Genomic DNA, 23310 nt, shown 5'->3' with positions numbered 1-23310 from the left:
CTCAATAGTTCTGCTTTAAATAGTTTCCAATGCGGCATGCAAACAACCTGCAGTTTTTAATGCTTCTAGTATCGACATTAATTCTGTAGGATTGGCACCTAATAAGTTAAGTGAATGAATAACTCGATTTAGATCGACACCAGACGCTAAATTCTGCAGTGCACCACCATCTTGCTCGATAGTGACCTCATCATCTGGAACTACTGCTGTGTTGCCACCGGCGAGTGGCGTATTGGGTTGGCTAACTTTCAATTTGTTATTTACCACCACGGATAAATTACCATGCGCAACGGCACAATTGTCTAATTGTACTTTTTGATTCATGACCACGACACCAGTACGTGTATTAATCACCACTTTAGCGGAAATAGGGCTAGCACTAATTTGGAGATTTTGAATTTTAGATAATAATTTAACTCTTGCTTGGCTGTCCTGTGGCATGGTCAATTTTACGGTCATGCCATCTAAAGCAATGGCGATATTTTTTTGCACTTTGTTAATGGCATCAGCAATTTTTGTAGCCACAGTAAAGTCAAAATGGTTAAGATGTAAATGAATAGTGCTGTTTTCATCTAAGCGGGTAACTAACTCTCTTTCGATGGTTGCACCGCTAGGAATGGTGGCACCAGCCATTTGGTTAACCGTTACACTACTGCTTCTACTGCTTGCCCCCATACCACCAACAAAAAGATTACCTTGTGCAATCGCATAAACTTGGTTATCGGCGCCTTTTAATGGTGTCATAATCAATGTACCACCACGCAAGCTTTTGGCGTTGCCTAATGACGAAACAACCACATCAATTTGTTGGCCAACACGCGCATAAGACGGTAATTTAGCCGTTACCATTACCGCAGCCACATTTTTTAACTGCATGTTGCTTCCTGATGGCACGGTAATACCTAATTGTGAGAGCATATTGGTGATACTTTGTATCGTAAATGGTGTCTGTGAAGTTTGGTCACCGGTACCGTCAAGCCCTACTACGATACCATAGCCGACTAAGGCGTTTTCGCGAACGCCTTGTATTGTCACCAAATCTCTTATTCGCTCAGCATAACTAGAAGGGACAACCACTATTAGCAAAACAAAACAGATAAAAGTACGTAATTTATTTAGCATAATGATACTCATTAAAATGGCGAAAGATTAAAAAACAGGCGCTGTAACCAACCCATTGTTTGTGCTTCATCGATGTAGCCATTACCTACATATTCAATACGAGCATCAGCGACCTGAGTTGATATAACGGTATTACTACCACTTATTGTCCGAGGGTTAACAACACCTGAAAATCGAATAAATTCTGTGCCCTGATTTATTGCAATTTGTTTTTCACCAATCACTTTTAAATTACCATTAATCATGACATCTTGAACGGTGACGGTAATGGTACCGCTAAAGGTATTTTTAGCATTAGCACCACCAGAACCTTTAAAATCATTGCTGCCTGAGATATCTGTATCGACTTTGCCACGACCTACCAGCCCATCTAAAAAGTGCGGTATGGTTTTTACCCCTAAATTGACCCCACCATTACGGCCGGCATTAATCGATGAACTTTTACTTGCGCTAACGTTTTCTTGTAAAACAATCGTTAATACATCACCAATATTGCGTGGTCGACGATCTTCAAACATCGGTTGATAACCAAAACTACTTGGTTGTGAGGCTTGATAAATAGAGCCACTGCTGTTCACAATTTCTGGCATTTTTGGAACAATACTGGTGTCGCCTTCAACTAATGCCTTTTTAGGTAATTGACTACAACCAACTAACGACAAAGTTATTAAAATATAAAGATATCTCATTACCGCTATCATTTTGTTAGATTTATAATTGATTTAAACGTTGCAACATTTGGTCAGATGCCGATATTGCTTTACTATTAATTTCGTAAGCACGTTGTACTTGAATCATATTAACCAGCTCTTCGGCCACATTCACATTTGACGTTTCAATATAACCTTGGTATAGCAGTCCAGCACCATTGAGCCCCGGTGTATTTTCAGTTGGTGCACCAGAACTTTCGGTTTCTAGATATAGATTTTCACCAACGCTTTCTAATCCGGTGTCATTGATAAAAGTGTGTAATGTTAATTGACCAACTTGTACTTGAGTTGATTGATTAGCTAAGGTGACATTGACAACGCCATCACGTGCTACGGTCATTTTTATAGCATTGGATGGAATGTTGATTGTTGGTTGAATTTCATAACCGGCAGCTGTTACTAACTGACCATTTTGATTAACTTGAAAAGCGCCACTGCGGGTATAGGCTTGTGTTCCATCTGGCATAAGAACTTGGAAAAATCCTTGTCCATTAATGGCAATATCACTACTGTTATCGGTTAATTCTAAATTACCTTGGCTATGAATTCGTTCGGTTGCAACTGGTCTTACACCGGTACCAATTTGTAATCCTGAAGGTAATGTTGTTTGTTCTGAAGATTGCGCTCCTGGTTGGCGAATTGTTTGGTATAACAGATCTTCAAAAACGGCGCGTTGGCGTTTAAAACCACCTGTACTAACGTTGGCTAAATTATTGGAAATAATATCCATATTCATTTGTTGCGCTGTTAAACCGGTTTTTGCAATCCATAATGATTTAATCATTGCTGTTTCCTATTTTAGTTAAGTTAACGATAATATTTGGTTGGCTTTTTGGGCATTTTCGTCGGCAGTGGTAATTTGTTTCATCTGCATTTCAAATTGACGAGAATGGCTAATTAGATTCACCATTGCCGTAACCGGATTAACATTACTGCCTTCGAGTGCTCCAGACATCAATTTTGCATTTGGGTTATCTTGTAATACGGCACCACGATTATTTATGGTTGCCTCAGTGGCATGGAAAAATCCATCATCACCACGTACCAATTCATTGCGTTCTAGGTGAACTTTTTTTATTTTTCCTACTTGGGCAATGGTGGTGCGTTTATCGCCAGCACCTAAAGCTGATAAAGTCCCATCAGTACTGACACTGACTTGTGAACGCTGAGGTACTGTTAATACGCCATTATCACCAAGTAACGGAAAGCCTTGAATGTTAAGTGTGCCGTTTTCATCGATTTGAATCGCACCATTACGGGTATATCCTTCACTGCCATCAGCTAATTGTACTGCTAGCCAATCGTCTTGGGATAAAGCAACATCTAGATTGCGTCCAGTGTAATTAAAGGCACCGATTGTTGAATCATAGGTTGGTGTAGTTGCCGTCACCATAGTTCTTGTCGGCATACTACTACCGACAATGGGAACGGCTTTCATTGCTGTTAATTGCGCCCGAAAGCCAACTGTCGATACATTAGCTAAATTATGACTAGTTATGGATTGTTGATTTAATGTTTGGCTGGCGCCAGACATAGCCGTATAAATAACGCGATCCATAAATACTCCTTAAATTATCTTAAATTAACCAATGTATTAAGGATTTGATCCTGAGTTTTAATGGTTTGTGAATTAGATTGATAATTACGTTGGGCAACAATCATATTAACTAATTCTTGGCTCATATCGACATTGGATGATTCAACTGCACCACTGGTTAGTAAACCAAAAGTACCGGTATTAGCTGAGCCTAATACTTCACCACCAGATTTAAGGGTCGCCCGCCAGTTATTGTTACCGGCTGATTCTAGGCCATTAACATTGGCAAAATCAGCCATGGCAATTTGACCTAATAACATCGTTTGTTGGTTAGAATAGACTCCATAAATTGAGCCATCATCACTGATACTATAACCAACTAGATCACCAGCAGCATAACCATCAACGACAGGGGTTTTAATGCTACCGACTTCTTTACCCATATTTTGTTGCGTACTGTTTGCTAATGACAGCGTGAAGCTATTGGCGGCTGAACCATTAAGCCCATTAATATTAATCGTCATTTCTGGATCACTAATTAATTTGCCTGATGAATCAAACTCCATTTGCCCTAATGCTTGTAGGCTTGCGTTAGGATCACTACTATCAAGATAATGAACATCCCATTGATTATCAGCCGTTTTAACATAAAAAAGCTGAACATTACGTTGATTACCTAAAGAATCATAAGTGGTGATCGTGGTTGAATAATTAAAGGTATCAGCATCGGTGGCATTAATTGGTTGTTTTTCAGGTACTTTGCTATTTGAATTTAAATTTGTTTGCAAAGAGGCTTTATTGGTTGCTGATGCATTTAACATCTCTTGTGAAATCTTTAATGGGCCTGGAGCTGAACCTTGTTGGATCTGTGGTGGTGTGCCAGTGGCAAGATAACCGGTTAATTGAAAACCATCCGCTGAGATAATATTGCGATCAGCGTCTAATTGAAACTGGCCATTACGGGTATAATAGATTTGACCACTACTATCAACTAAGCGGAAGAAGCCATTACCAGAGATAGCAACATCTAGACTATTATTGGTTGACGTTGTGGTGCCATCATTAAAATTTTGCATAACCGCAGCCACTTTGACACCCATTCCTACTTTTGAACCCGCATAGATATCAGCAAATGAAATGCTAGCACTTTTAAAGCCAACTGTTGCAGAATTGGCAATATTATTACCAATAACATCTAATTGTTTTGATGCGGCATTCATACCACTAATTGCTTGAGAAAATCCCATATTAACTTATTCCCCTTTAAAGAATTTGACGTACTTCGTCAATACTAATTGAACCAAGTATCCCTAAATCAAGTAATACTTTATTATTAACTTTGCTATTTATTACGCCGTACACAACCGAGTAACATAGTGGTGTGGATGATACTTTTTGCCCGTCATAAGTGGCATTAACCGAAAACGTATAACTACCATCTGGCGCCAGTGTTCCATCATTAAGTTCACCATCCCAAGTAAAAGAGCTAACTCCAGCAGGAATCGAACCTAAATCGACCTCACGTACAACATTGCCATTTTCATCTTTAATGGTAATGACCACTGACTCAGCATCACGCATAAGTTCAAAGCCAAATGGTGTGGTAATAGTTTCCTTTTCGCTTTCCGAACCTTCCACTTCTGATGTAGCAACCAAAATTTTATTACCTGGAACCATGACACCTTTACCAATCATGTTGCTGGCATTGACCGATAAGCTATCGTCAATTTGGCCTGAAACCATACCTAATGTGGTATTCAGTCGTTCGATACCTGCTAACGTATTGATTTGTGCTAATTGCGAGGTTAACTGACTGTTATCCATTGGATTGGTAGGATCTTGATTTTTCATTTGGGCAATAAGTAATGTTAAGAAATTATCTTGTAGTTCCTGACTTGAGTTACTATCAGACGAACCTTTCTTTAGCGCTTGTGGATTGGCCATATTAGTTGATTCTGAAACTGCTACATTCGAAATACCCATCAATTACGCCCTTTTATTGTCCTAGAGTCAGTGTTTTTAGCATTAAACTTTTTGCGGTGTTAATCACTTCTACATTTGCTTGGTAGCTACGAGATGCAGAAATGGTATTAACCATCTCTGCTACTACATCAACGTTAGGTTTTTGAATGTAGCCTTGTTCATCAGCCAAAGGATGATTAGGTTCATAAACTAAATTCATTGGCGCAGGATCTTCAATAACTTGTGCTACTTTTACTCCAGCAACACTATTGGAATAACCATTGTCATCGACTTGAAAGATAACTTGTTTGGCTCGATAAGCTTGACCAGAAGTACTGGTAACACTATCAGCATTAGCTAAATTACTGGCACTGACATTCATTCGTTGTGTTTGTGCCATTAAGGCTGAACCAGAAACCGAAAAAATAGAGAAGCTCATGATGATTATCCTTGCTGTAATACCGAAATGACATTTTTAAACTGTTCACCTAAAAAGGTTAAATTACTTTGATAGTGGATACTGTTATCCATAAAAGCCGTTCGTTCTTGATCCATCTCAACAGTGTTGCCATCAGCAGATGATTGATAAGGAATACGATAAAGAAGATTATAATTAGTGAAATCAGCGCTAGTTATTTGAATATGTTTTGCAGAAGTAATAGTTAGTTTTATATTATTGTGGGTCGATTGATTATTGATGGCTCTATTTAATTCAGTATTAAAATCAATGTCCCTCGCTTGGTAATTAGGCGTATCACTATTAGCAATATTGGTTGCAAGTATATTTTGACGGTTTTCACGAACATTGAGTGCTTGTTGGTGAAAATTAACGAAAGTATCTAATTTATTTAGCATAAAATCATCTCATCCTGATAGATAAAAAGAATTTTAAGCAAATCAAAAAAAAATCATCGTATAAATAACGATAAAAATTGCCCTTATTTCAACATTCGATAGATGGGTTTATAAAGTACAATTTAGTTATCAATAATTACATGAACCCCAACAAATATGCCTCAGATTATTAGATTGTTGTTTCTTTTTTGTATGTTAGGTTGTTCAAAAATAGTTTGTGCCACTGCACTTGAAAAACAAATTAGTGATCTGATCCATCAACAACTTATTGATGTGAATGTTGATAAAGTTGTCATTAATTATCCAACTGCAAAACCACAATTAAGTTGTGACTCACCAACATTGGCGATATTGAACAAAAATAAACAATGGGGCAATTTAACCATTACCGCCAAATGCGAAAATATCACTAAATATATCCAGATATACGTCGCTGTGAGTGGCCATTATGTTATTGCTAAACAAGCAATTAGTGCAGGAACATTAATTACTGAACAACTGGTAAAAATGCAGTCTGGTCAGCTAGATAAATTACCAGCAACAGTAATTTTAAATCAATCTGAAGTTATCAATCATCTTGCTTTACGTAATATTAATGATGGTGAAGTAATAAAAAATTCAATGCTGCAGAAAAACTGGTATGTTAAAGCCGGTCAAACCGTAAAGGTCATTATTAATGGCGAAGGTTACTCAATTGCAACGCATGGCAAGACATTAAGTAATGGGGCATTGGGAGAATCGATTAATATTAAACTTAATACGGGTAATGTTGTTGAAGGTGTTGTTAGTGAAAAAGCTATCATTATTATTAATAAATAAAATTAATGATTTTTTGATTTTTGCCGATAATTAGACTAAACCAACCCTATAAACCTTGACTTGAATTAAAGGAATTTTATGAGTATAGATGCAACAAAATTGGTTACAGCAGTATCGGGATTGCTGAATCGTGATTTAATAAATGGACAAAATAAAGAAACTAAAGCATCTGTGCAAACGTCAAATAGCTTAAATTTGAATAGCAATGTCAAATTAAGCCAAAACACTATCGCATTATTACATTCGACAGAAAATGATATTGATATTAGTAAAATTGAGAAAATAAAACAGGCCATTACTAATGGTAACTTAGTCATCAATCCAAATAAAATTGCAGACGAAATTATTAAGCAAACTCTTGAAGAGATTGAAAGCTAATTAATTTTTGAAGGAATATCATAATGTTAGAGTTAGATAACATTTTTAATAATGTAACAGTCATGTTGCAATCACTTTCAGATATTCTAGAGTCTGAACAGCAAATCCTAATTGGAACTAATACAATTAGCCAATTAAATGACGTTATAAATCAAAAAAGCCAATTACTTATCGAGTTAAAGTTACTCGATGAAAAACGGCTAAAAGTAAGTGCACGCTATAATATCCAATCACCTTATAGTGAAAACCCAGAGCTAGCGTTGAAATGGCAAGCCATCACTAATACCACTCAACGATTAGCTCAAATCAATCGGGATAACGGTATACTTATTCAAAATCGTATGAATATGACACAACAATCGATTGATTATTTGAAAAGTATTAATAACCCCGCGGTTTATACTTATCACGGTTATCAACAGCCTGAAACTATTTCATCTAAACGTGCTAAAGTTTAATCATTTTAATGCTATTTAAAGCTAAACGAGTTAAATAACCAGTAATTTAGGGTCTTATTAAGCCAATAACTTTAATCAGTTGCGTTCATACTGTGCTATCAAAGTAAAGTGTAATTAGACAGTAAAATTGGTTTAACTAATATATGGCTGATGATAGTGATCTAGAGAAAAGTGAACAACCCACCGATAGTAAATTAAAAAAGGCTAAGGAAAAGGGGCAAATTCCTCGATCTCGTGAGTTAACATCGCTAATTATATTATTAGTTGGCATTATGTTGTTTTGGATAATGGGAACACATTTTGTTAGCAAATTAAAAGCAATTATTCAACAAGCCATGTTAGTTGCCCACCGAACCGATGATGATAAACAGAATATTTTCAATTTAATTAATTTATTAACCGCTGGATTTTGGGCGATTTTACCTATTTTTGTGGGATTAGTTATTGTCGCTATCATTGCTCCGCTTAGTGTTGGTGGTTTGCTGTTTAGTCTACAATCGATTAAGCCTAATTTAGGCAAATTGAATCCTATTAGTGGATTTAAACGGTTATTTAGTCTGCGAATTTTTTCCGAATTGTTTAAAAGTATTCTTAAAGTGGTTTTAATCGCTTTTGCAGCTGCCCTATTTTTGATACATCAATTTCCCAATATGCTGGCACTACCCAGTATGTATTTAAATAATGCGTTATCTCAGGTAATGCAATTGCTGATTTATGCTAGTTTATTGATTGTATTAGCCTTAATACCAATGGTAGGTTTTGATATTTTTTACCAAATATGGAGCAATTTGAAAAAGTTAAAAATGTCGAAGCAAGAAGTGAAAGATGAGTTTAAAGAGCAAGAAGGTAATCCGCAAATTAAAGGACGTATTCGACAAATGCAGCAGGCAATGGCAAGGCGTAGGATGATGAAAGATGTCCCAAAAGCTAATGTTATTGTTACTAACCCAACCCATTATGCGGTTGCTCTGCAATATGATGAAAAAACCATGAGTGCCCCTAGGATATTGGCTAAAGGTACCGATAATATAGCGAGCAGAATCAAACAAATTGCTCAAGAGCATCAGATCCCGCAATTAGAAGCACCACCTTTAGCTCGAGCATTATATCGCCATGGTGAGATAGGTAAATCAATACCAGCAGAGCTCTATGCTGCGGTAGCACAAATTCTCGCTTGGGTTTATCAATTAAAAAGATGGCATAGATATGGTGGTGAAAAACCACTCAAACCAACCAATTTATCAATCCCAGAATCTTTATCTGTGAATAAATAAAGGTAATTGCAATTGTTATGATGAAATCAAAATTAACTAATCTATTATCAATAAATAGCTTAAAAAATGGTCATTATCGAATTTTAACTGGACCAATGCTGATTTTATTGATTCTTTCGATGATGGTATTACCTTTACCAGCATTTATTTTAGATCTCTTTTTTACTTTTAATATTGCCTTATCCATTATCATTTTGATTGTGGCACTGTTTACTAAGCGAGTTCTCGATTTTGCCGCTTTTCCCACCGTTTTATTGTTTGCAACTTTATTGCGCTTATCCCTTAATGTTGCCTCAACTAGAGTGGTGTTACTAAAAGGCCATACTGGTAGTGATGCGGCTGGTCGAGTAATTGAAGCTTTTGGCCACTTTTTAGTTGGTGGTAATTTTGCCATTGGTATTGTTGTGTTTATCATTTTAGTTATTATTAACTTTATGGTAATCACTAAAGGCGCGGGTAGGATAGCTGAAGTAGGTGCTCGCTTTGCATTAGATGGTATGCCGGGTAAGCAAATGGCTATTGATGCCGACCTTAATGCAGGACTAATCGGTGAGGATGAAGCTAAAGCTCGGCGTGCAGAAGTTACTCAAGAAGCCGATTTTTATGGCTCCATGGACGGGGCAAGTAAATTTGTGCGTGGTGACGCTATCGCTGGTTTATTGATTATGGCGATTACCATTGTCGGTGGCTTATTAGTTGGGGTGATGCAGCATGGTATGACATTATCCGATGCCAGTACAACCTATGTGCTATTAACTATTGGTGATGGATTAGTTGCGCAAATTCCTTCCCTAATTATTTCCACTGCTGCTGGTGTTATTGTGACGCGGGTCACTTCACAAGAAAACATCAGTGACCAAATGTTAAAGCAGTTATTTAATAATCCACAAGTATTAATCTTAACTGCGGTTGTAATTGGGTTACTTGGTCTTATTCCGGGTATGCCAAATTTAGTATTTTTAATGTTTACGGCTATTTTATCGCTCATTTCGTGGTGGTTAAGCAAACAAAAGAAACTTGAAAAGTCAGTGTCTACTCCGCAAAAAAATGTAGCAGCAACTAAACCAACAAATGTTGAAGCTTCATGGGCTGATGTCAATATTGAAGATATTTTAGCGATGGAAGTCGGATATGGCTTAATCCCTATGGTTGATCAAAATCAAAATGGTGAATTACTAGGCCGAATTCGTAGTTTGCGCAAAAAGTTTGCCCAAACATTAGGTTTTTTACCACCGCAAGTACATATTCGCGATAACCTCTCATTATCTCCTTATCAATATAAAATTTTTATAAAGGGTGGCGAAATAGGTCAAGGTGAAATTATGAATAACAAGTGGTTAGCGATTAATCCTGGCACAGTGACCGAAAAAATTGATGGTATTGCAACAACTGAACCAGCATTTGGTTTACCCGCGGTTTGGATAGATGCCAATAATAAAGAAGCGGCCCAAATATTAGGTTATACCGTAGTTGATACCAGTACCATGATTGCTACTCACTTTAATCATTTATTGCATCAATTTGCCAGTGATCTATTAGGACGTTTAGAAACGCAAGAATTACTGGATCGCATCAAACAAGATATTCCTAAATTAGTCGAGGATTTTATTCCTGGTGTAGTGCCATTAACCACGTTTCATAAAATTTTACAAAACTTGTTGGCCGAAAAAGTCTCTATTCGTGATATGCGTACGATTATTGAGACAATTTGTGAACAAGCAGCTAACCAAAATGATGCTTACCAGTTACTTAGTATTGTTAGAATAGCATTGGGTAGAGTGATTACTCAGCAGTGGTTTCCGGGAACAGAGCCGATAAAAGTGATTGGATTAAGTATCAGTTTAGAGCGAATATTACTGCAAGCGTTACAAAATACCAGTAATGTTGAGCCAGGTTTGGCGGAACATATACTCCAACAGCTTCAGCAAGCCCTTAATCAACAAGATGCAATTGGTGCACCGCCAGTTTTATTAGTTAATCATACCTTGCGGGCTATGTTGGCGCAGTTTTTAAGACCTAACTTTCCACAATTAGCGGTATTATCAAATTTAGAAATTAGTGATAATCGTGAAATCAAAGTGACCTGTCAAATTGGTAGTGAATAGATAAGAGATAAACCAAAAAGTCTTACCTATTAAATTGGCAAGACTTTTGGATAATTTGATTATTCAGCGACAACAGTGAAACGTTGTTTGATATGTTGGGCTTTTTCTGCTTCATCAATCATAGCGATCGCATAGTCAGCGTAGCTGATTTGACTTTTACCTTGGCTGTTAACTAAGAATTGCTCGCCACCAACAATATAATGACCAGTTCTTGCACCATCAGCAATAAACTCAATTGCTGGGCTTAAATAGGTCCATTGCACATCATCACAGGTTCTTAGATGATCTAAAGCTTTCGCCATATTGTTGGCTAATGGTTTAAATTCATCAGGGAAATCTGGTGAATCGGCTAAACGAACGGTATGCTCTGGGTTGACGTATAAACTGCCGGCACCACCAACAACTAATAAACGGTTAGGTTTACCGCTTAAAATATCGGTTAAATGTTTAAGGCTAGTTTGATGTAATGGTAGTGATTCAGGTGTCCAAGTACCAAATGCATCAATAATCACATCAAATGGTTTTAAATCGTCATAAGTTAATTGAAATAGATCTTTAACTAATACTTTCGCTTTTGCGTCGCTATTTGAACTTGGTTTACGTACGATAGCTGTGACATCATGTCCTCGTGATAATGCTTCTTTAACCAATAGCTGTCCTGATTTACCATTTGCACCAATTACTGCAATTTTCATCTTGTTCTCCTTATTACAACTTAGATAAATTAATTTTTTTAGCTTAATAGCCAAAGTTTCTATTGTAAAGTAGGTACCAAGTAGTAATATAGTTACCGTTTAGATACTATTGTTGAAATTAAAGGAATTTTATTATGCAGGCAATTGAAAATTTACCGCCATGTCCTGTTGAAACCACCCTATTATTAATGGGTGACAAATGGAAAGTGCTAATTGTGCGAGACTTACTTTCTGGCACCAAACGTTTTGGTGAACTGAAAAAATCACTCAACGGCATCTCACAAAAAGTGCTTACTTCTCATCTACGTACTATGGAAAAAAATGGTTTAATTACCCGCAAAGTGTATGCCCAAGTGCCCCCTAAAGTGGAATATACCTTAACTGAAGTCGGAGAAAGTTTAAAGCAAGTACACGATGCTATGTTAGATTGGGGTAGCATCTACAAATTAAAATACAGCAAATAAGATCAGAATTAGCGATAATCTTATCATTGATATGATTATCGCTATTTTCTTTAATCTGTATTACTATGATTTAATTGATATTCATTCAACAAATCGATTATGAGTAAATCATCAACTAATTTAACCATTAAAGATATAGCTAAATTAAGTGGCGTCAGTAAATCGACGGTTTCACGAGTGATTAATCACGATCCTATGGTGAAGGAATCAACTCGCAATAAAGTGATGGCAATTGTTGAACAATATCAATTCACGCCTTCAAAATCAGCAAGAGCAATGCGCGGTTATGGTAATAAGGTTATCGGTATTATTGTTACACGCCTTGATTCAATATCTGAAAATCATGCAGTGCAAAGTATGTTGCCGATTTTTTATGCTAATGGCTATGATCCTATAATTATTGAGAGTCAATTTAGTGCCACAAAAGTCGCCGAACATCTGACGATGTTAAGAGAAAAACAAGCTGATGGCATTATTGTGTTTGCTTTTACGGGATTGGACAGTTCATTGTTAACGGTTTGGCAACATAAATGTGTGGTGATTGCTAGGCCATTTCCGGCTTATTCTTGTATTTGTTATGATGATATTGGTGCAGTAAATAAAGCACTAACTTACTTATATCAATCAGAAAAACATAAAAAAATAGGTTTTATTGGTGTTGATAAACAAGATCAAACTACCGGTGGTTTACGTTATCAGGCCTATATTGATTTTTGTACTACCTATAAAATTCAAGCCAATGCCGTACTTGGTAATTTAAGTTATTATTCTGGTTATGAGCTTGCCGAATCGGTGTTAGTTCATTCACCAACAGCGATAGTTTGTGCTACTGATTCGATTGCTTTAGGCTTAAATAAATTTTTATCGGAAAAAAATATTAATAATATTGTTGTTATTAGTATCGGTAGTAGTGAGTTACTAAATTTCTTATTTTCTCAAACGATAACGGTTGATCTTGGTTTTGATAAAGCGGGCATCTATGCTGCAAACGAGCTATTACTGATGTTAGAAAAACAAGTAAACGCTAAAATTATTACTGTTCCATCCCAATTACTGAAATAACTCACTGTGTATAGCATTTAGCTGTGATTATCTGAAATTTGTGAGGTTTATCACAAAAAGGGAACGTTCCCATTTATTTAAATAGTCATTCCATTTATGCTTAATCTCTATCAAATTAGGATCGAAATGATTTAACTAAAAACCAAAATATTGGCTTAAATTGAAAATAAGGAGACTTAACAATGGCGAAAGCACCTAAAGTTTCAACCGCATCAATTATGCAACTAATTGAGCTGGTTGGCGGAAAAGAAAATATTGCCAGTGTCACCCATTGTTTAACCAGATTAAGATTTGCGCTTGCTGATCCGAAAATAGCCAATGTTGACGCTATTGAAGAATTACCTTTTGTCAAAGGTTGCTTTAATAACGCCGAGCAATTCCAAGTTATTATTGGCACGGATGTTGACCGTTATTACAAATTACTCACTGAACAGTTAAATATTGATGAAGCAACCAAAGAACAAACCAAAGCCGCAGCTAAACAAAATATGTCCTGGTTTGAACGGTTAATCTCGAATTTAGCGGAAATCTTCGTGCCATTATTACCCGCACTCATTGCCGGTGGTTTACTACTTGGCTTACGTAATGTGATTGGTGAAATGCCAACCATTGACAATAAACCGCTAATACACACTTTTAGTTGGCTGATACCAATTAACGATTTCCTATGGTTACCGTGTGAAGCTATCTTTCACTTCTTACCGGTAGCTATTTGCTGGTCTACGGTGAAAAAAATGGGCGGATCACCCGTTTTGGGCATTGTATTAGGCATCACATTAGTTTCACCACAACTGATGAATGCTTATGATTTGGGTAAGGCCATTCCCAAGGTATGGGATTTTGGTTGGTTTACCATTGCTAAAGTTGGCTATCAAGCACAAGTTATACCGTCAATTTTTGCCGGTTTAGCGTTGGGATGGATTGAAACGCGTCTTCGCAAAATTGTACCTGATTACTTAAATCTAGTTATCGTGCCAATCGTTGCCTTAATGGTATCAGTCGTCTTAGCTCACTTTGTTTTAGGACCAATTGGACGCATACTTGGTGATGGTATCGCTTATGTGGTTAAGTATTTAATGACCGGTGATTATGCCTTTATTGGTTCAGCTATTTTTGGCTTCTTCTATGCACCTTTGGTTATTACTGGTATTCATCACACCACATTAGCTATCGATATGCAGATGACCGAAAGTATGGGCGGCACACCTATTTGGCCAATTATCGCCTTATCCAATATCGCCCAAGCATCAGCGGTGGTTGGTATCATCTTAATAAGTAAAAAACATAATGAACGTGAAGTATCCATTCCTGCAGCAATATCTGGCTATCTCGGTGTGACAGAGCCAGCGATGTATGGTATCAATTTACGCTATAAATTCCCGATGTTTTGCGCCATGATTGGTGCTGCTTGTGCCGGATTAATTTGTGGCTTATATGGGGTGTTATCCAATGGTATCGGCGTCGGTGGATTACCCGGTATCCTATCGATAAAACCAGTCTACTGGGCGATTTATGCCTTGGCTATGTTGGTGGCGATTGTGGTGCCAATCGTATTAACCGCCATTGTTTACAAAATAAAACAGAAAAAAGGCACGTTAAATATCAGATAACGGTTATAAATAGGGGATTCACCACGGTTTTTACCGCTGGTGAAATTGAATCTACTGATTAAAAATAAAGAGCGAGCAATGAATAAAATAGCTATCCCATGGTGGCAAAACGGTACCATTTACCAAATCTACCCAAAAAGTTTTCAAGCCAGTCAAGATCAGGCAACCGGTGATTTGTTAGGTATTATCAGTCGCTTAGATTATTTAAAAAAACTTGGTATTAGTGCCATTTGGTTAACGCCAATTTATCCATCACCGCAAATTGATAATGGCTATGATGTTGCCGATTATTACGATATCGACCCGGCTTATGGCTCAATGGATGATTTTGAATTACTGATTAAACAGGCGCATGAAAGAGGGATCCGCATTATGATGGATATGGTGTTCAACCACACCTCGACCGAGCATCCATGGTTTAAATCAGCTTTAGATAAAGCCAGCCCGTACCGCTCATTTTATATCTGGAAAGATGCTAAGGCCGACGGTAGCGAGCCCAATAATTGGCGCTCCAAATTTGGTGGTAAAGCATGGCAATGGCATGAACAATCTGGGCAATATTACTTACACCTATTTGCCAAAGAGCAGGCTGACCTTAATTGGGAAAATCCACAAGTTCGTAACGAAATTAAAAAAGTATGCCAGTTTTGGTCAGACAAAGGCGTGGATGCCTTAAGGTTAGATGTGATTAATTTAGTCTCCAAACAACAAGATTTTGCAGATGATAAAAACGGGGATGGTCGCTGCTTTTACACGGATGGACCTAAAATCCACGAGTTTTTACAAGAAATGAGTCGCGATGCTTTTCAACCCAATGATCTAAAAACGGTGGGGGAAATGTCTTCGACCACGTTAGAAAACTGCTTAAAATATGCCTCGTTAGACGGAAAAGAGCTAACTATGACATTTAATTTCCACCATTTAAAAGTCGATTATCCAAATGGCTATAAATGGGCATTAGCCAAACCGGATCTACTCCAGTTAAAAAATATTATCGGTGAGTGGCAAACCGGGATGCATAATAAAGCTTGGAATGCTATTTTCTGGTGTAATCACGATCAACCGCGAATTGTGTCGCGCTTAGGCAATGAAAACCAATATCACCGTGAATCAGCGAAAATGCTTGCTATGTTGCTATATGGATTACAAGGTACGCCATATCTCTATCAAGGTGAAGAGATCGGCATGACCAATCCGCATTTTAATAGTATTAACCAATATCGTGATGTCGAAAGTTTAAATATCTACCACGAAAAAATAGCCGAAGGTATGGATAAAGCGGAAATCTTAGCCATATTAGCGAGCAAATCGCGCGACAATAGCCGAACACCTATGCAATGGGATGATAGCTTAAATGCCGGTTTCACTAAAGGTCAACCATGGATCGAAGTGGCAGGTAATTATCAACAAATCAATGTCAAAGCAGCACTTGAAGACCCTAATTCTATCTTTTACTGCTATCAAACGTTAATTAAATTACGCCAAGAATACCCGATATTTATTTTAGGTGATTATCAGGATTTAACCGCCAATGTTGCTGATTATTGGTGTTACTTGCGCCGTTATAATAATCAACAACTATTAGTGATAACCAATCTTACTGAACAACCTGTTAACTGGCAGTTACCAAAAACCTTACAAAGTACTAATTGGCAAAGATTATTGAGTAATTATCAGCCAGCAACAGCATTCGACGCTGAAATCCAATTAAGACCATACGAAGCATTATATTTATTGGCTGGTAATGATAAATAATAAGCTTTAGTAAAATTGAATGTAAAAAAGTGCCGTTATTAAAATGAACGCTTTTTTATTAATAATCATGATTGATATAAGTGATTACTCCAGTCATTCAAGCACAAGAGAATGCCGGTTTAATTCAAACCACAGCTAAACCTTATCTTGAGGATGGACTTTTTCATAACTATATGATTATAAAAAGTAACTAAAAATTCTCAACATGGAATTATTGTGTTTTATCGCATCTATTTTCTTATTAAGAAAAATTAAGATGGTATAGACTTCTCAATATTTTTTACAATTATATTAATATTATTTAGCTTTAATATGTGGACTATTCACATTAATATCTAACCAAGTTTGACGATAACGCTGGCGTCGCTTTGTTCGGCAATAGTTAACTAAAAGTGTAAATCCTTGTTCTTCCATCAATGTAAAAAAATAGCGCTGCCATTTAGCTGCGGTATTGGTATTAATGTCTAATTTTTGCTGAATGGTTTTATATGTTTCACCTTGGAGTAATAAATCAATAAACGGCAACCATCGTTCATGGTGAGATAACTTATTAAGTTGATATTTTTTCAGTGGATTAAAGGTTTGCCGACAGGTTTTACAACGGAAATTAAGCCGATGGCCAATGCGAATAGTATTCAAAGAGTGGCAATAATCGCAAGGCATGACAGACGTCTTAAGTAGCCCAGTAAGCCACGACTTAAAAGCCTTAGCTTGCTGAAAAACTTCTGTTGGTTTTGCTTGAGCAAGGTTAAGAATCGCTTGATAAAGATCTGGTTCATATTGTGCTAACAACTGACGAATAACATTATCCCACCGCCGTGCTGCTCGTGCTGAAAGGTTAAACTTATCTGCAATAAAGCTATGTGGTTGATTGCTTAACGTCATTGGCGCAATATTTATGAATAATGAAGCTGGTTTAAAACGTCGACATAAAGGCGTTGTCGCCACCAAATCCGGCAATGCTAGCAAAAAACGCTCAGCGGCAAGATGTTGCTTAATCGGTAATAGAGAATGATACATGATCGTTGACCCTTTGATGGCATAGACTCCTTAATTATTTTTACACATAATGAATACAGGAAAAGGCATAATTTTTTCATTGTGTAAAACCACAAATATCTTATTTTCTTGTTACAAATCTTGATATGTTTCTTATTAGTTCAATTAATGACATCTAAGCATAGATTAAAATATGCCAAATTTGATAAGTCGATGAGATAATTATCAAACCGACTAAGCATAGCAAACACTATTAAAGATACTTAAATTCAAAGCATTTAAAATTAAAAAACCAGATTTATTCCACCTTTTGCCATTCACTAGCACTACAGATAAGTTTGGCTTTTATGGCTTGGTTTTTATCATTTGAATAATCCGCCCAGCAACTTTTCATCGATGGATCGATTTTTTTTACTAATTGGACTTCATCGCCATTATAGCTACAACTAACGTAGTTTCCATTTTCATCATAGGCTGAATTGATTTGCCAAGTGAGGTCATGTTTTTTGCCATCAATAATGCCAATTTCAGGTTTTAATTGAAATAATTTAACTGGCTCATCGGAATAAACACCAATACCACTGAGTAGTAAACTACGGTTTTTTTTCATTGAAACTTGCCAACCCTCAGGAGTTGCTTCAAGTTCAGGATGATCGGATTTAATATTGATTCGGGTTGGGCAATCAAGTTCATAAGCAGTAGCTACTCCAATAGTTGCCAACCACGCTATTACAATCAAACTAATATTTATTCGGTAACCTTTCATCTCATCCATCCTGTTTATATGGCATATTAATCTATTATTAGCGCTTTTAATTAATTATGCCAATAATCTAAATCAAATTATTTTAAAATGCTGTTTTTATAATAATGGTGTTGCTCGATACTGTAAATCAGGTTTTTTTAGCCAGTCTTGTGAATCAATAATCGCTAGTTCTCTAGCCTCTTTTTGTTTGGTAACTGCTAATACGTGATTCGCTGCATTGGCGGCTAGTTCAAATGCATTTAATTGTGATTTGCCATTAATTAAATGAGCAGTGAACAAACTACAGATTAAATCGCCAACGCCCAATGGACGATAAGGAAAATCATATAATGGACGGGCAAGGTGATAACTTTGCGATGGTGTGGCTAATATCATTTCAAACAATTCTGTGGTTTTACCGGCATGGACTAAATTTTTAACTAAAATTGCCTGGATAGGTTGATTTTGCAGTTTTTTAATTGCCGTTTGTACATCGCTAAAGGTTTTAATTTCGATATTCGATAATATCTGTAATTCTAATAAATTCGGCGTAATATAGTCTGCATGTTTAATCGCTTGCTTAGTGAAAAAATCAATAATATTTTGCGGTAGCGAACTGCCTTTATTAATATCTCCGCCCATAACCGGATCGCACACATAAATGGCGTTAGAGTTATAATATTTTATCTTTTTTACTGCTTCGATAATTTCTTCACCTTGTTCGGCAAGGCCAATGTAACCTGATATGACGGCATCAATTGATTTTAAAACGCCAATTTTTTCGAGACTATTTACGATCCGTGTAATTTGCTGAGCCCCAAGTACAATACCATCATAATCGGGATAGACCGTATTACTCGATAGTTGCACTGTGTGGATTGGCATGACTTCAACGCCTTGTAATTGCATGGCTAATGTGGCAACTTTGTTGCCTGCATAGCCATAAACAACATTAGATTGAATTGATAAAACGGTTTTCATAAGTAGTTACCTTTTTATTCATCATAATAGTGATAATGGCTTAAAAGATAGATGCTGATAATGGATAGCATTGCTAATCCACAATAAAATAGCGCTAATGGTAACCAATAAGTTTGGTAGGTAAAGATAATATAACCCCCGATCAATGGAATAAGGCTACCAAAAATAGCTGCGCAACCTTGATAGCTCATGGATAGTCCAGTATAACGAATTCTAGCAGGAAAAATTCGGCTTAAATAACCCGCTATTACTCCATAGAAACCACTGTAACAGATCACATTTAATGAAATACCAATAATAAAACTGGTTTTTGTTCCTGCTTGAATAATTGGGAATAACAAAAATACGGATGCCATCGCTAATATTGCTGAAATAATTAAAAAGCGTGTTGCTGAGAACTTTTCTGAAAAATAAGAGATAAACGGTTGCGCTATAAAGTGTACTATTGCAATCCAAAATAGTGCATCAACGATGATCTTCTTCTCAACCCCTAGTGCCATTGTGGTATAACCAATCATTAGCGTATTAGAAAAAATACCACTAAATGATAGTACATTGGCGCATATAGCTAATACCAGTATTGGCGTTGCCCGTTTAAACACCTCAATAATTGGCACTGACTCTTTTTGTTTCAAGCTAGCTTGCTTTTTAGCTGATTCGATAAATACGGGTGACTCAGTTAAGGTAATTCTGGCAATAATTCCAACAATTAATAAAACAAAACTGACTAAAAATGGGATGCGCCAATAACCGCTATCTATAAGTTTATCGGTAGGCAAGCTAATGATATAAGAAAAAACCAATAATGCGAGAATATTACCTGCCGGACTACCCCACTGAGCAAACGATGAAAAGAAGTTTTTTAAGCCTTTGGGAGCATGTTCATTAGCCATTAATACTGCGCCACCCCATTCACCACCGACAGCAATACCTTGTAAAATACGTAATCCAACTAACAGTATCGGTGCGATGATTCCTGCTTGTTGATAAGAGGGTAACAAACCAACACACGTTGTAGCAATGCCCATTAATAGCAAGGTAATAATTAGTGATTTTTTCCGCCCTAATCGATCGCCAATATGACCAAAAATTATTGCGCCTAATGGTCGAGATAAAAAACCAACTGCAAATGAGGCAAACGCCCCTAAAACTTGCACAAATTGATTATCAGAAGGAAAGAAAAGCTGACCAAAAATTAAGACTGATGCTAACGCATAGATATAAAAATCATACCATTCAATGGTAGTACCAATAAAAGCTGCAAAAGCGACTTTTTTAGCAGATGAATTGGGCATAGTTAGACCTTGGCAAAGCCAATAATGAATGTAGTTAGTTGAGACAAAGAAACTAACACAAAACCATTAATATCACAATTTGTTATCTGATAAGATAAGAAAAATTATCTAAAAAGGATTGCTTACTTTAGCGTAACCTGTTTAGATAAAAATCAAAGACTATTCATTTGGTATTGCGTATTAGTCTATTAATATGGATCCCCAAATAGACCACCTCATCATCAGATATTGAGCTATGATAAGTTTGATCGATGTACTGTTTTACTTTTTCTGCAATATGCATCGCATAAGGATAAAGCGAGGATATTTGTTGATAAAGATCGTTATTATCTTCTTGTAATTGATTATTGGCATAAAATCGTTCTACAAAAAATTTAATATGGGTAATAAAACGGCTATAGTGAATTGATGAGGTATCTATTGGCACGCCGACGGAATACTTCACCAAATTCACTATTGAATTTATCATTTTGGCATATTGAAACGTATTAAGATTTTGCGTGGTCGTGGTTTGAGCGTTAATGAGATGAAATGCAATATTACTCGCTTCTTCTTCAGGAAAAGTGAGATTATATCTGGCATTGAGTAACTCAATAGCTTGCTTAGCGATATTAAACTCTTGCGGATAATAATTTTTTATTTCCCAATATAATTTATTGGGTATAAACAGACCTTTTTTAACTCGTTCAACCGCAAAGTAAATATGATCTGTCAGTGTTAAATAAATATTATTATTCAGTTTTCTGTTTAAGTTGTTTTCAGCTAATGTGATGATTTCTTTGGTTATCTGAAAAAATTGAAAAGGCACTTCTTTGACTAAATCGGTGATATAAGCAAGCTTGACATTATTCTCTAAAAAGATTTTATCCACTCGCTCATCATCAATCGTATCACCTAGTTTTTTACCAAAACCAATGCCTTTGCCTAATACAATTTTCTCGATACCCTCTTCTTCGACTAAAACGACACTAGAATTGAGTACTTTCACCACCAAAATCATTATTCACACTCCAGCTATTTGTCGTAAATAGCTTTACCATTGGTTTCAATCACTTTTTTATACCAATAAAATGATTCCTTTTTATATCTAGCTAAGGTGCCATTACCTTCATCATCTTGATCGACATAAATAAAACCATATCGTTTCGACATTTGCGAAGTACTGGCGCTGACTAAATCTATTGGTGCCCAACTGGTATAAGCAATTAACTCCACGCCCTCATCAATAGCTTCTTTCATTTGTTTGAAATGTTCTTTAAAGTACTCAATTCGATAATGGTCATGAACGGTGTCGCCCTCTAACTTATCAATCGCGCCAATCCCATTTTCGACGATCATCATTGGAATATTATAGCGGTCATAGAGTTCAATTAGTGAAATTTTTAGCCCTTTAGGATCGATTTGCCAGCCCCATTCAGTGGATTTTAAATAAGGATTTTTAACGCCGATAATCGTATTACCGGGTATGCGATCAGCATCAGGATTTGTCGATTCAGCTTTTGACATATAGTAACTAAAAGATAAGAAATCGACGGTATTTTGTTTAAGTATTTCTTGATCGCCCTCTTCAAACTTAATATCAATTCCTTTTTGTTTTAAATTGGTCAATATCAGTTTTGGATATTCGCCTTTAATTTGCACATCTGTATAAAAGTAATTGTCTAAGGTTTTTTGCAACGTCAATTCCACATCCTCTGGCTTACACGTCAATGGATAAGTGGTTAATTTAGTGAGCATACAGCCTATTTTACAATCTGGGATTTTTTCATGGGCGATTTTGGTAACCAGTGCACTTGCTACAAATTGATGATGTAAAGCTTGATAGATATCTTGTTCAAGCTGCCCGTCTTTACATTTATCCGGAATAATTCCGGCTGTGGTAAAAGGATGTCGATAAATACTGTCTATTTCATTAAAGGTTAACCAATATTTTACATAAGCGCCAAACTGGTCAAAACAAACGGTAGAAAAACGGACAAAATCATCAATTACTGAACGTTTTACCCAACCATTATATTTAATACTTAATGCTACTGGCATTTCATAATGTGATAAGGTGACAATAGGTTCTATTGCCAGTCGTTTCATCTCTTTAAAGACATTTTTATAAAATTCAATTCCTTTAGGATTAGGTGTAAGTTCCTCACCAGTAGGAAACAGTCTAGTCCAAGCAATGGATAAGCGTAATGTCTTGAATCCCATTTCAGCAAAAAGCGCTAAATCTTCTTTATAACGATGATAAAAATCAATCCCTCGTCGTTTCGGATAATTTTTATCAGAAGGATCGTTTATCGCCGCCATTACTCCTTCACTGGTTACTGCCATATGAGCAACATAATCTTTGACATCGAGATTTGGTTTATAGGTTGCTATATCTGCAACAGAAAGTCCTTTGCCGTCAATATTCCATGCGCCTTCGATTTGATTGGCGGCTATCGCTCCGCCCCATAAGAAATTATCTGGAAATGCTAAATTTTTCATTGG

24 protein-coding genes are annotated in these 23310 nt (G+C 36.5%); 9 read left to right on the top strand and 15 right to left on the bottom strand.

Annotation, left to right across the window (positions count from 1 at the left end; all coding sequences use genetic code 11):
* Window positions 1–15: 15 nt before the first annotated feature.
* Genes H3U97_RS08875 through flgB form a run of 8 tightly spaced genes read right to left on the bottom strand, consistent with a single transcriptional unit; the run spans window position 16 to window position 6186 of the window.
* Entirely contained in the window at window positions 16–1122 is a 1107-nt protein-coding gene (locus tag H3U97_RS08875; protein ID WP_110453940.1) for a flagellar basal body P-ring protein FlgI, read from the bottom strand.
* An 11-nt stretch (window positions 1123–1133) separates the two neighbouring features.
* A complete protein-coding gene (locus tag H3U97_RS08870; RefSeq protein ID WP_082205218.1) occupies window positions 1134–1811 on the bottom strand; it encodes a flagellar basal body L-ring protein FlgH in 678 nt (225 codons plus the stop codon).
* A 22-nt stretch (window positions 1812–1833) separates the two neighbouring features.
* Complete coding sequence (gene flgG / locus H3U97_RS08865) at window positions 1834–2616, bottom strand: flagellar basal-body rod protein FlgG (RefSeq protein WP_144190097.1); 783 nt, start codon at window positions 2614–2616, stop codon at window positions 1834–1836.
* A gap of 18 nt (window positions 2617–2634) precedes the next feature.
* Window positions 2635–3390 carry a flagellar basal body rod protein FlgF gene (locus H3U97_RS08860; RefSeq protein ID WP_034900991.1) on the bottom strand — a complete coding sequence of 252 codons (756 nt, stop codon included), beginning with the start codon at window positions 3388–3390 and terminating at the stop codon, window positions 2635–2637.
* A gap of 14 nt (window positions 3391–3404) precedes the next feature.
* Window positions 3405–4616, bottom strand: a complete 1212-nt coding sequence (gene flgE, locus H3U97_RS08855) for a flagellar hook protein FlgE (RefSeq protein WP_034900993.1) — start codon at window positions 4614–4616, stop codon at window positions 3405–3407.
* A gap of 16 nt (window positions 4617–4632) precedes the next feature.
* Window positions 4633–5352, bottom strand: a complete 720-nt coding sequence (gene flgD, locus H3U97_RS08850; protein WP_198198738.1) for a flagellar hook assembly protein FlgD — start codon at window positions 5350–5352, stop codon at window positions 4633–4635.
* A 13-nt stretch (window positions 5353–5365) separates the two neighbouring features.
* The gene (gene flgC / locus H3U97_RS08845) at window positions 5366–5773 is read right to left on the bottom strand and encodes a flagellar basal body rod protein FlgC (RefSeq protein ID WP_086353945.1); all 408 of its coding nucleotides are present in this window, start codon (window positions 5771–5773) and stop codon (window positions 5366–5368) included.
* Between the two features lie 2 nt (window positions 5774–5775).
* Window positions 5776–6186, bottom strand: a complete 411-nt coding sequence (flgB, locus tag H3U97_RS08840; RefSeq protein ID WP_198198737.1) for a flagellar basal body rod protein FlgB — start codon at window positions 6184–6186, stop codon at window positions 5776–5778.
* Between the two features lie 192 nt (window positions 6187–6378).
* Here flgB and flgA point away from each other — a divergent pair, with 192 nt between their 5' ends.
* The 5 genes from flgA (at window position 6379) to flhA (ending at window position 11220) form a co-directional block, all read left to right on the top strand.
* Window positions 6379–7005 (top strand): flagellar basal body P-ring formation chaperone FlgA, encoded by a 627-nt coding sequence (gene flgA, locus H3U97_RS08835; RefSeq protein ID WP_198192378.1) that lies wholly within the window; start codon window positions 6379–6381, stop codon window positions 7003–7005.
* Window positions 7006–7083: 78 nt separating this feature from the next.
* Entirely contained in the window at window positions 7084–7383 is a 300-nt protein-coding gene (gene flgM / locus H3U97_RS08830) for a flagellar biosynthesis anti-sigma factor FlgM (protein ID WP_065579058.1), read from the top strand.
* Window positions 7384–7406: 23 nt separating this feature from the next.
* Window positions 7407–7841, top strand: coding sequence for a flagella synthesis protein FlgN (locus H3U97_RS08825; protein WP_034901007.1), 435 nt, complete (start codon window positions 7407–7409; stop codon window positions 7839–7841).
* 143 nt (window positions 7842–7984) lie between these two features.
* Window positions 7985–9115, top strand: coding sequence for a flagellar biosynthesis protein FlhB (flhB, locus tag H3U97_RS08820; RefSeq protein WP_198198736.1), 1131 nt, complete (start codon window positions 7985–7987; stop codon window positions 9113–9115).
* 20 nt (window positions 9116–9135) lie between these two features.
* The gene (flhA, locus tag H3U97_RS08815) at window positions 9136–11220 is read left to right on the top strand and encodes a flagellar biosynthesis protein FlhA (RefSeq protein WP_198198760.1); all 2085 of its coding nucleotides are present in this window, start codon (window positions 9136–9138) and stop codon (window positions 11218–11220) included.
* A gap of 59 nt (window positions 11221–11279) precedes the next feature.
* Here the strand turns inward: flhA and H3U97_RS08810 are convergent, their stop codons facing one another.
* A complete protein-coding gene (locus tag H3U97_RS08810; RefSeq protein ID WP_198198735.1) occupies window positions 11280–11915 on the bottom strand; it encodes an NAD(P)-dependent oxidoreductase in 636 nt (211 codons plus the stop codon).
* A 134-nt stretch (window positions 11916–12049) separates the two neighbouring features.
* On the opposite strand from H3U97_RS08810, the gene H3U97_RS08805 reads away from it, so the two are divergent.
* From H3U97_RS08805 to treC, 4 genes are all read left to right on the top strand, one after another.
* Window positions 12050–12379, top strand: coding sequence for a helix-turn-helix domain-containing protein (locus H3U97_RS08805; RefSeq protein ID WP_034901015.1), 330 nt, complete (start codon window positions 12050–12052; stop codon window positions 12377–12379).
* 99 nt (window positions 12380–12478) lie between these two features.
* Window positions 12479–13441: a trehalose operon repressor TreR gene (gene treR, locus H3U97_RS08800; RefSeq protein ID WP_198198734.1), complete on the top strand. Its 963-nt coding sequence runs from the start codon at window positions 12479–12481 to the stop codon at window positions 13439–13441.
* Window positions 13442–13623: 182 nt separating this feature from the next.
* Window positions 13624–15051: a PTS trehalose transporter subunit IIBC gene (treB, locus tag H3U97_RS08795; protein ID WP_198198733.1), complete on the top strand. Its 1428-nt coding sequence runs from the start codon at window positions 13624–13626 to the stop codon at window positions 15049–15051.
* A 78-nt stretch (window positions 15052–15129) separates the two neighbouring features.
* Entirely contained in the window at window positions 15130–16806 is a 1677-nt protein-coding gene (treC, locus tag H3U97_RS08790) for an alpha,alpha-phosphotrehalase (protein WP_198198732.1), read from the top strand.
* Window positions 16807–17103: 297 nt separating this feature from the next.
* On the opposite strand, the gene H3U97_RS08785 is transcribed toward treC, so the two are convergent.
* The 6 genes from H3U97_RS08785 to H3U97_RS08760 all read right to left on the bottom strand — a co-directional run bounded on the left by H3U97_RS08785 (window position 17104) and on the right by H3U97_RS08760 (window position 23307).
* Window positions 17104–17826 carry an IS1 family transposase gene (locus tag H3U97_RS08785; RefSeq protein ID WP_198198731.1) on the bottom strand — a complete coding sequence of 241 codons (723 nt, stop codon included), beginning with the start codon at window positions 17824–17826 and terminating at the stop codon, window positions 17104–17106.
* A 277-nt stretch (window positions 17827–18103) separates the two neighbouring features.
* Entirely contained in the window at window positions 18104–18571 is a 468-nt protein-coding gene (locus tag H3U97_RS08780) for an STY0301 family protein (protein WP_198198730.1), read from the bottom strand.
* 96 nt (window positions 18572–18667) lie between these two features.
* Entirely contained in the window at window positions 18668–19531 is an 864-nt protein-coding gene (gene pdxY / locus H3U97_RS08775) for a pyridoxal kinase PdxY (protein WP_110453927.1), read from the bottom strand.
* Window positions 19532–19545: 14 nt separating this feature from the next.
* Window positions 19546–20826, bottom strand: coding sequence for an MFS transporter (locus H3U97_RS08770; protein ID WP_065579071.1), 1281 nt, complete (start codon window positions 20824–20826; stop codon window positions 19546–19548).
* Window positions 20827–20989: 163 nt separating this feature from the next.
* Complete coding sequence (locus H3U97_RS08765; protein ID WP_198198729.1) at window positions 20990–21826, bottom strand: PRD domain-containing protein; 837 nt, start codon at window positions 21824–21826, stop codon at window positions 20990–20992.
* 14 nt (window positions 21827–21840) lie between these two features.
* Entirely contained in the window at window positions 21841–23307 is a 1467-nt protein-coding gene (locus H3U97_RS08760) for a glycoside hydrolase family 1 protein (protein WP_198198728.1), read from the bottom strand.
* Between the last annotated feature and the right edge of the window lie 3 nt (window positions 23308–23310).

Source organism: Gilliamella sp. W8128 (genome assembly GCF_016100545.1).
Lineage (GTDB): Bacteria > Pseudomonadota > Gammaproteobacteria > Enterobacterales > Orbaceae > Gilliamella > Gilliamella apis.
The sequence above is the reverse complement of the archived record's forward strand: the minus strand, read 5'-3'. Positions and strand labels throughout refer to the sequence as shown.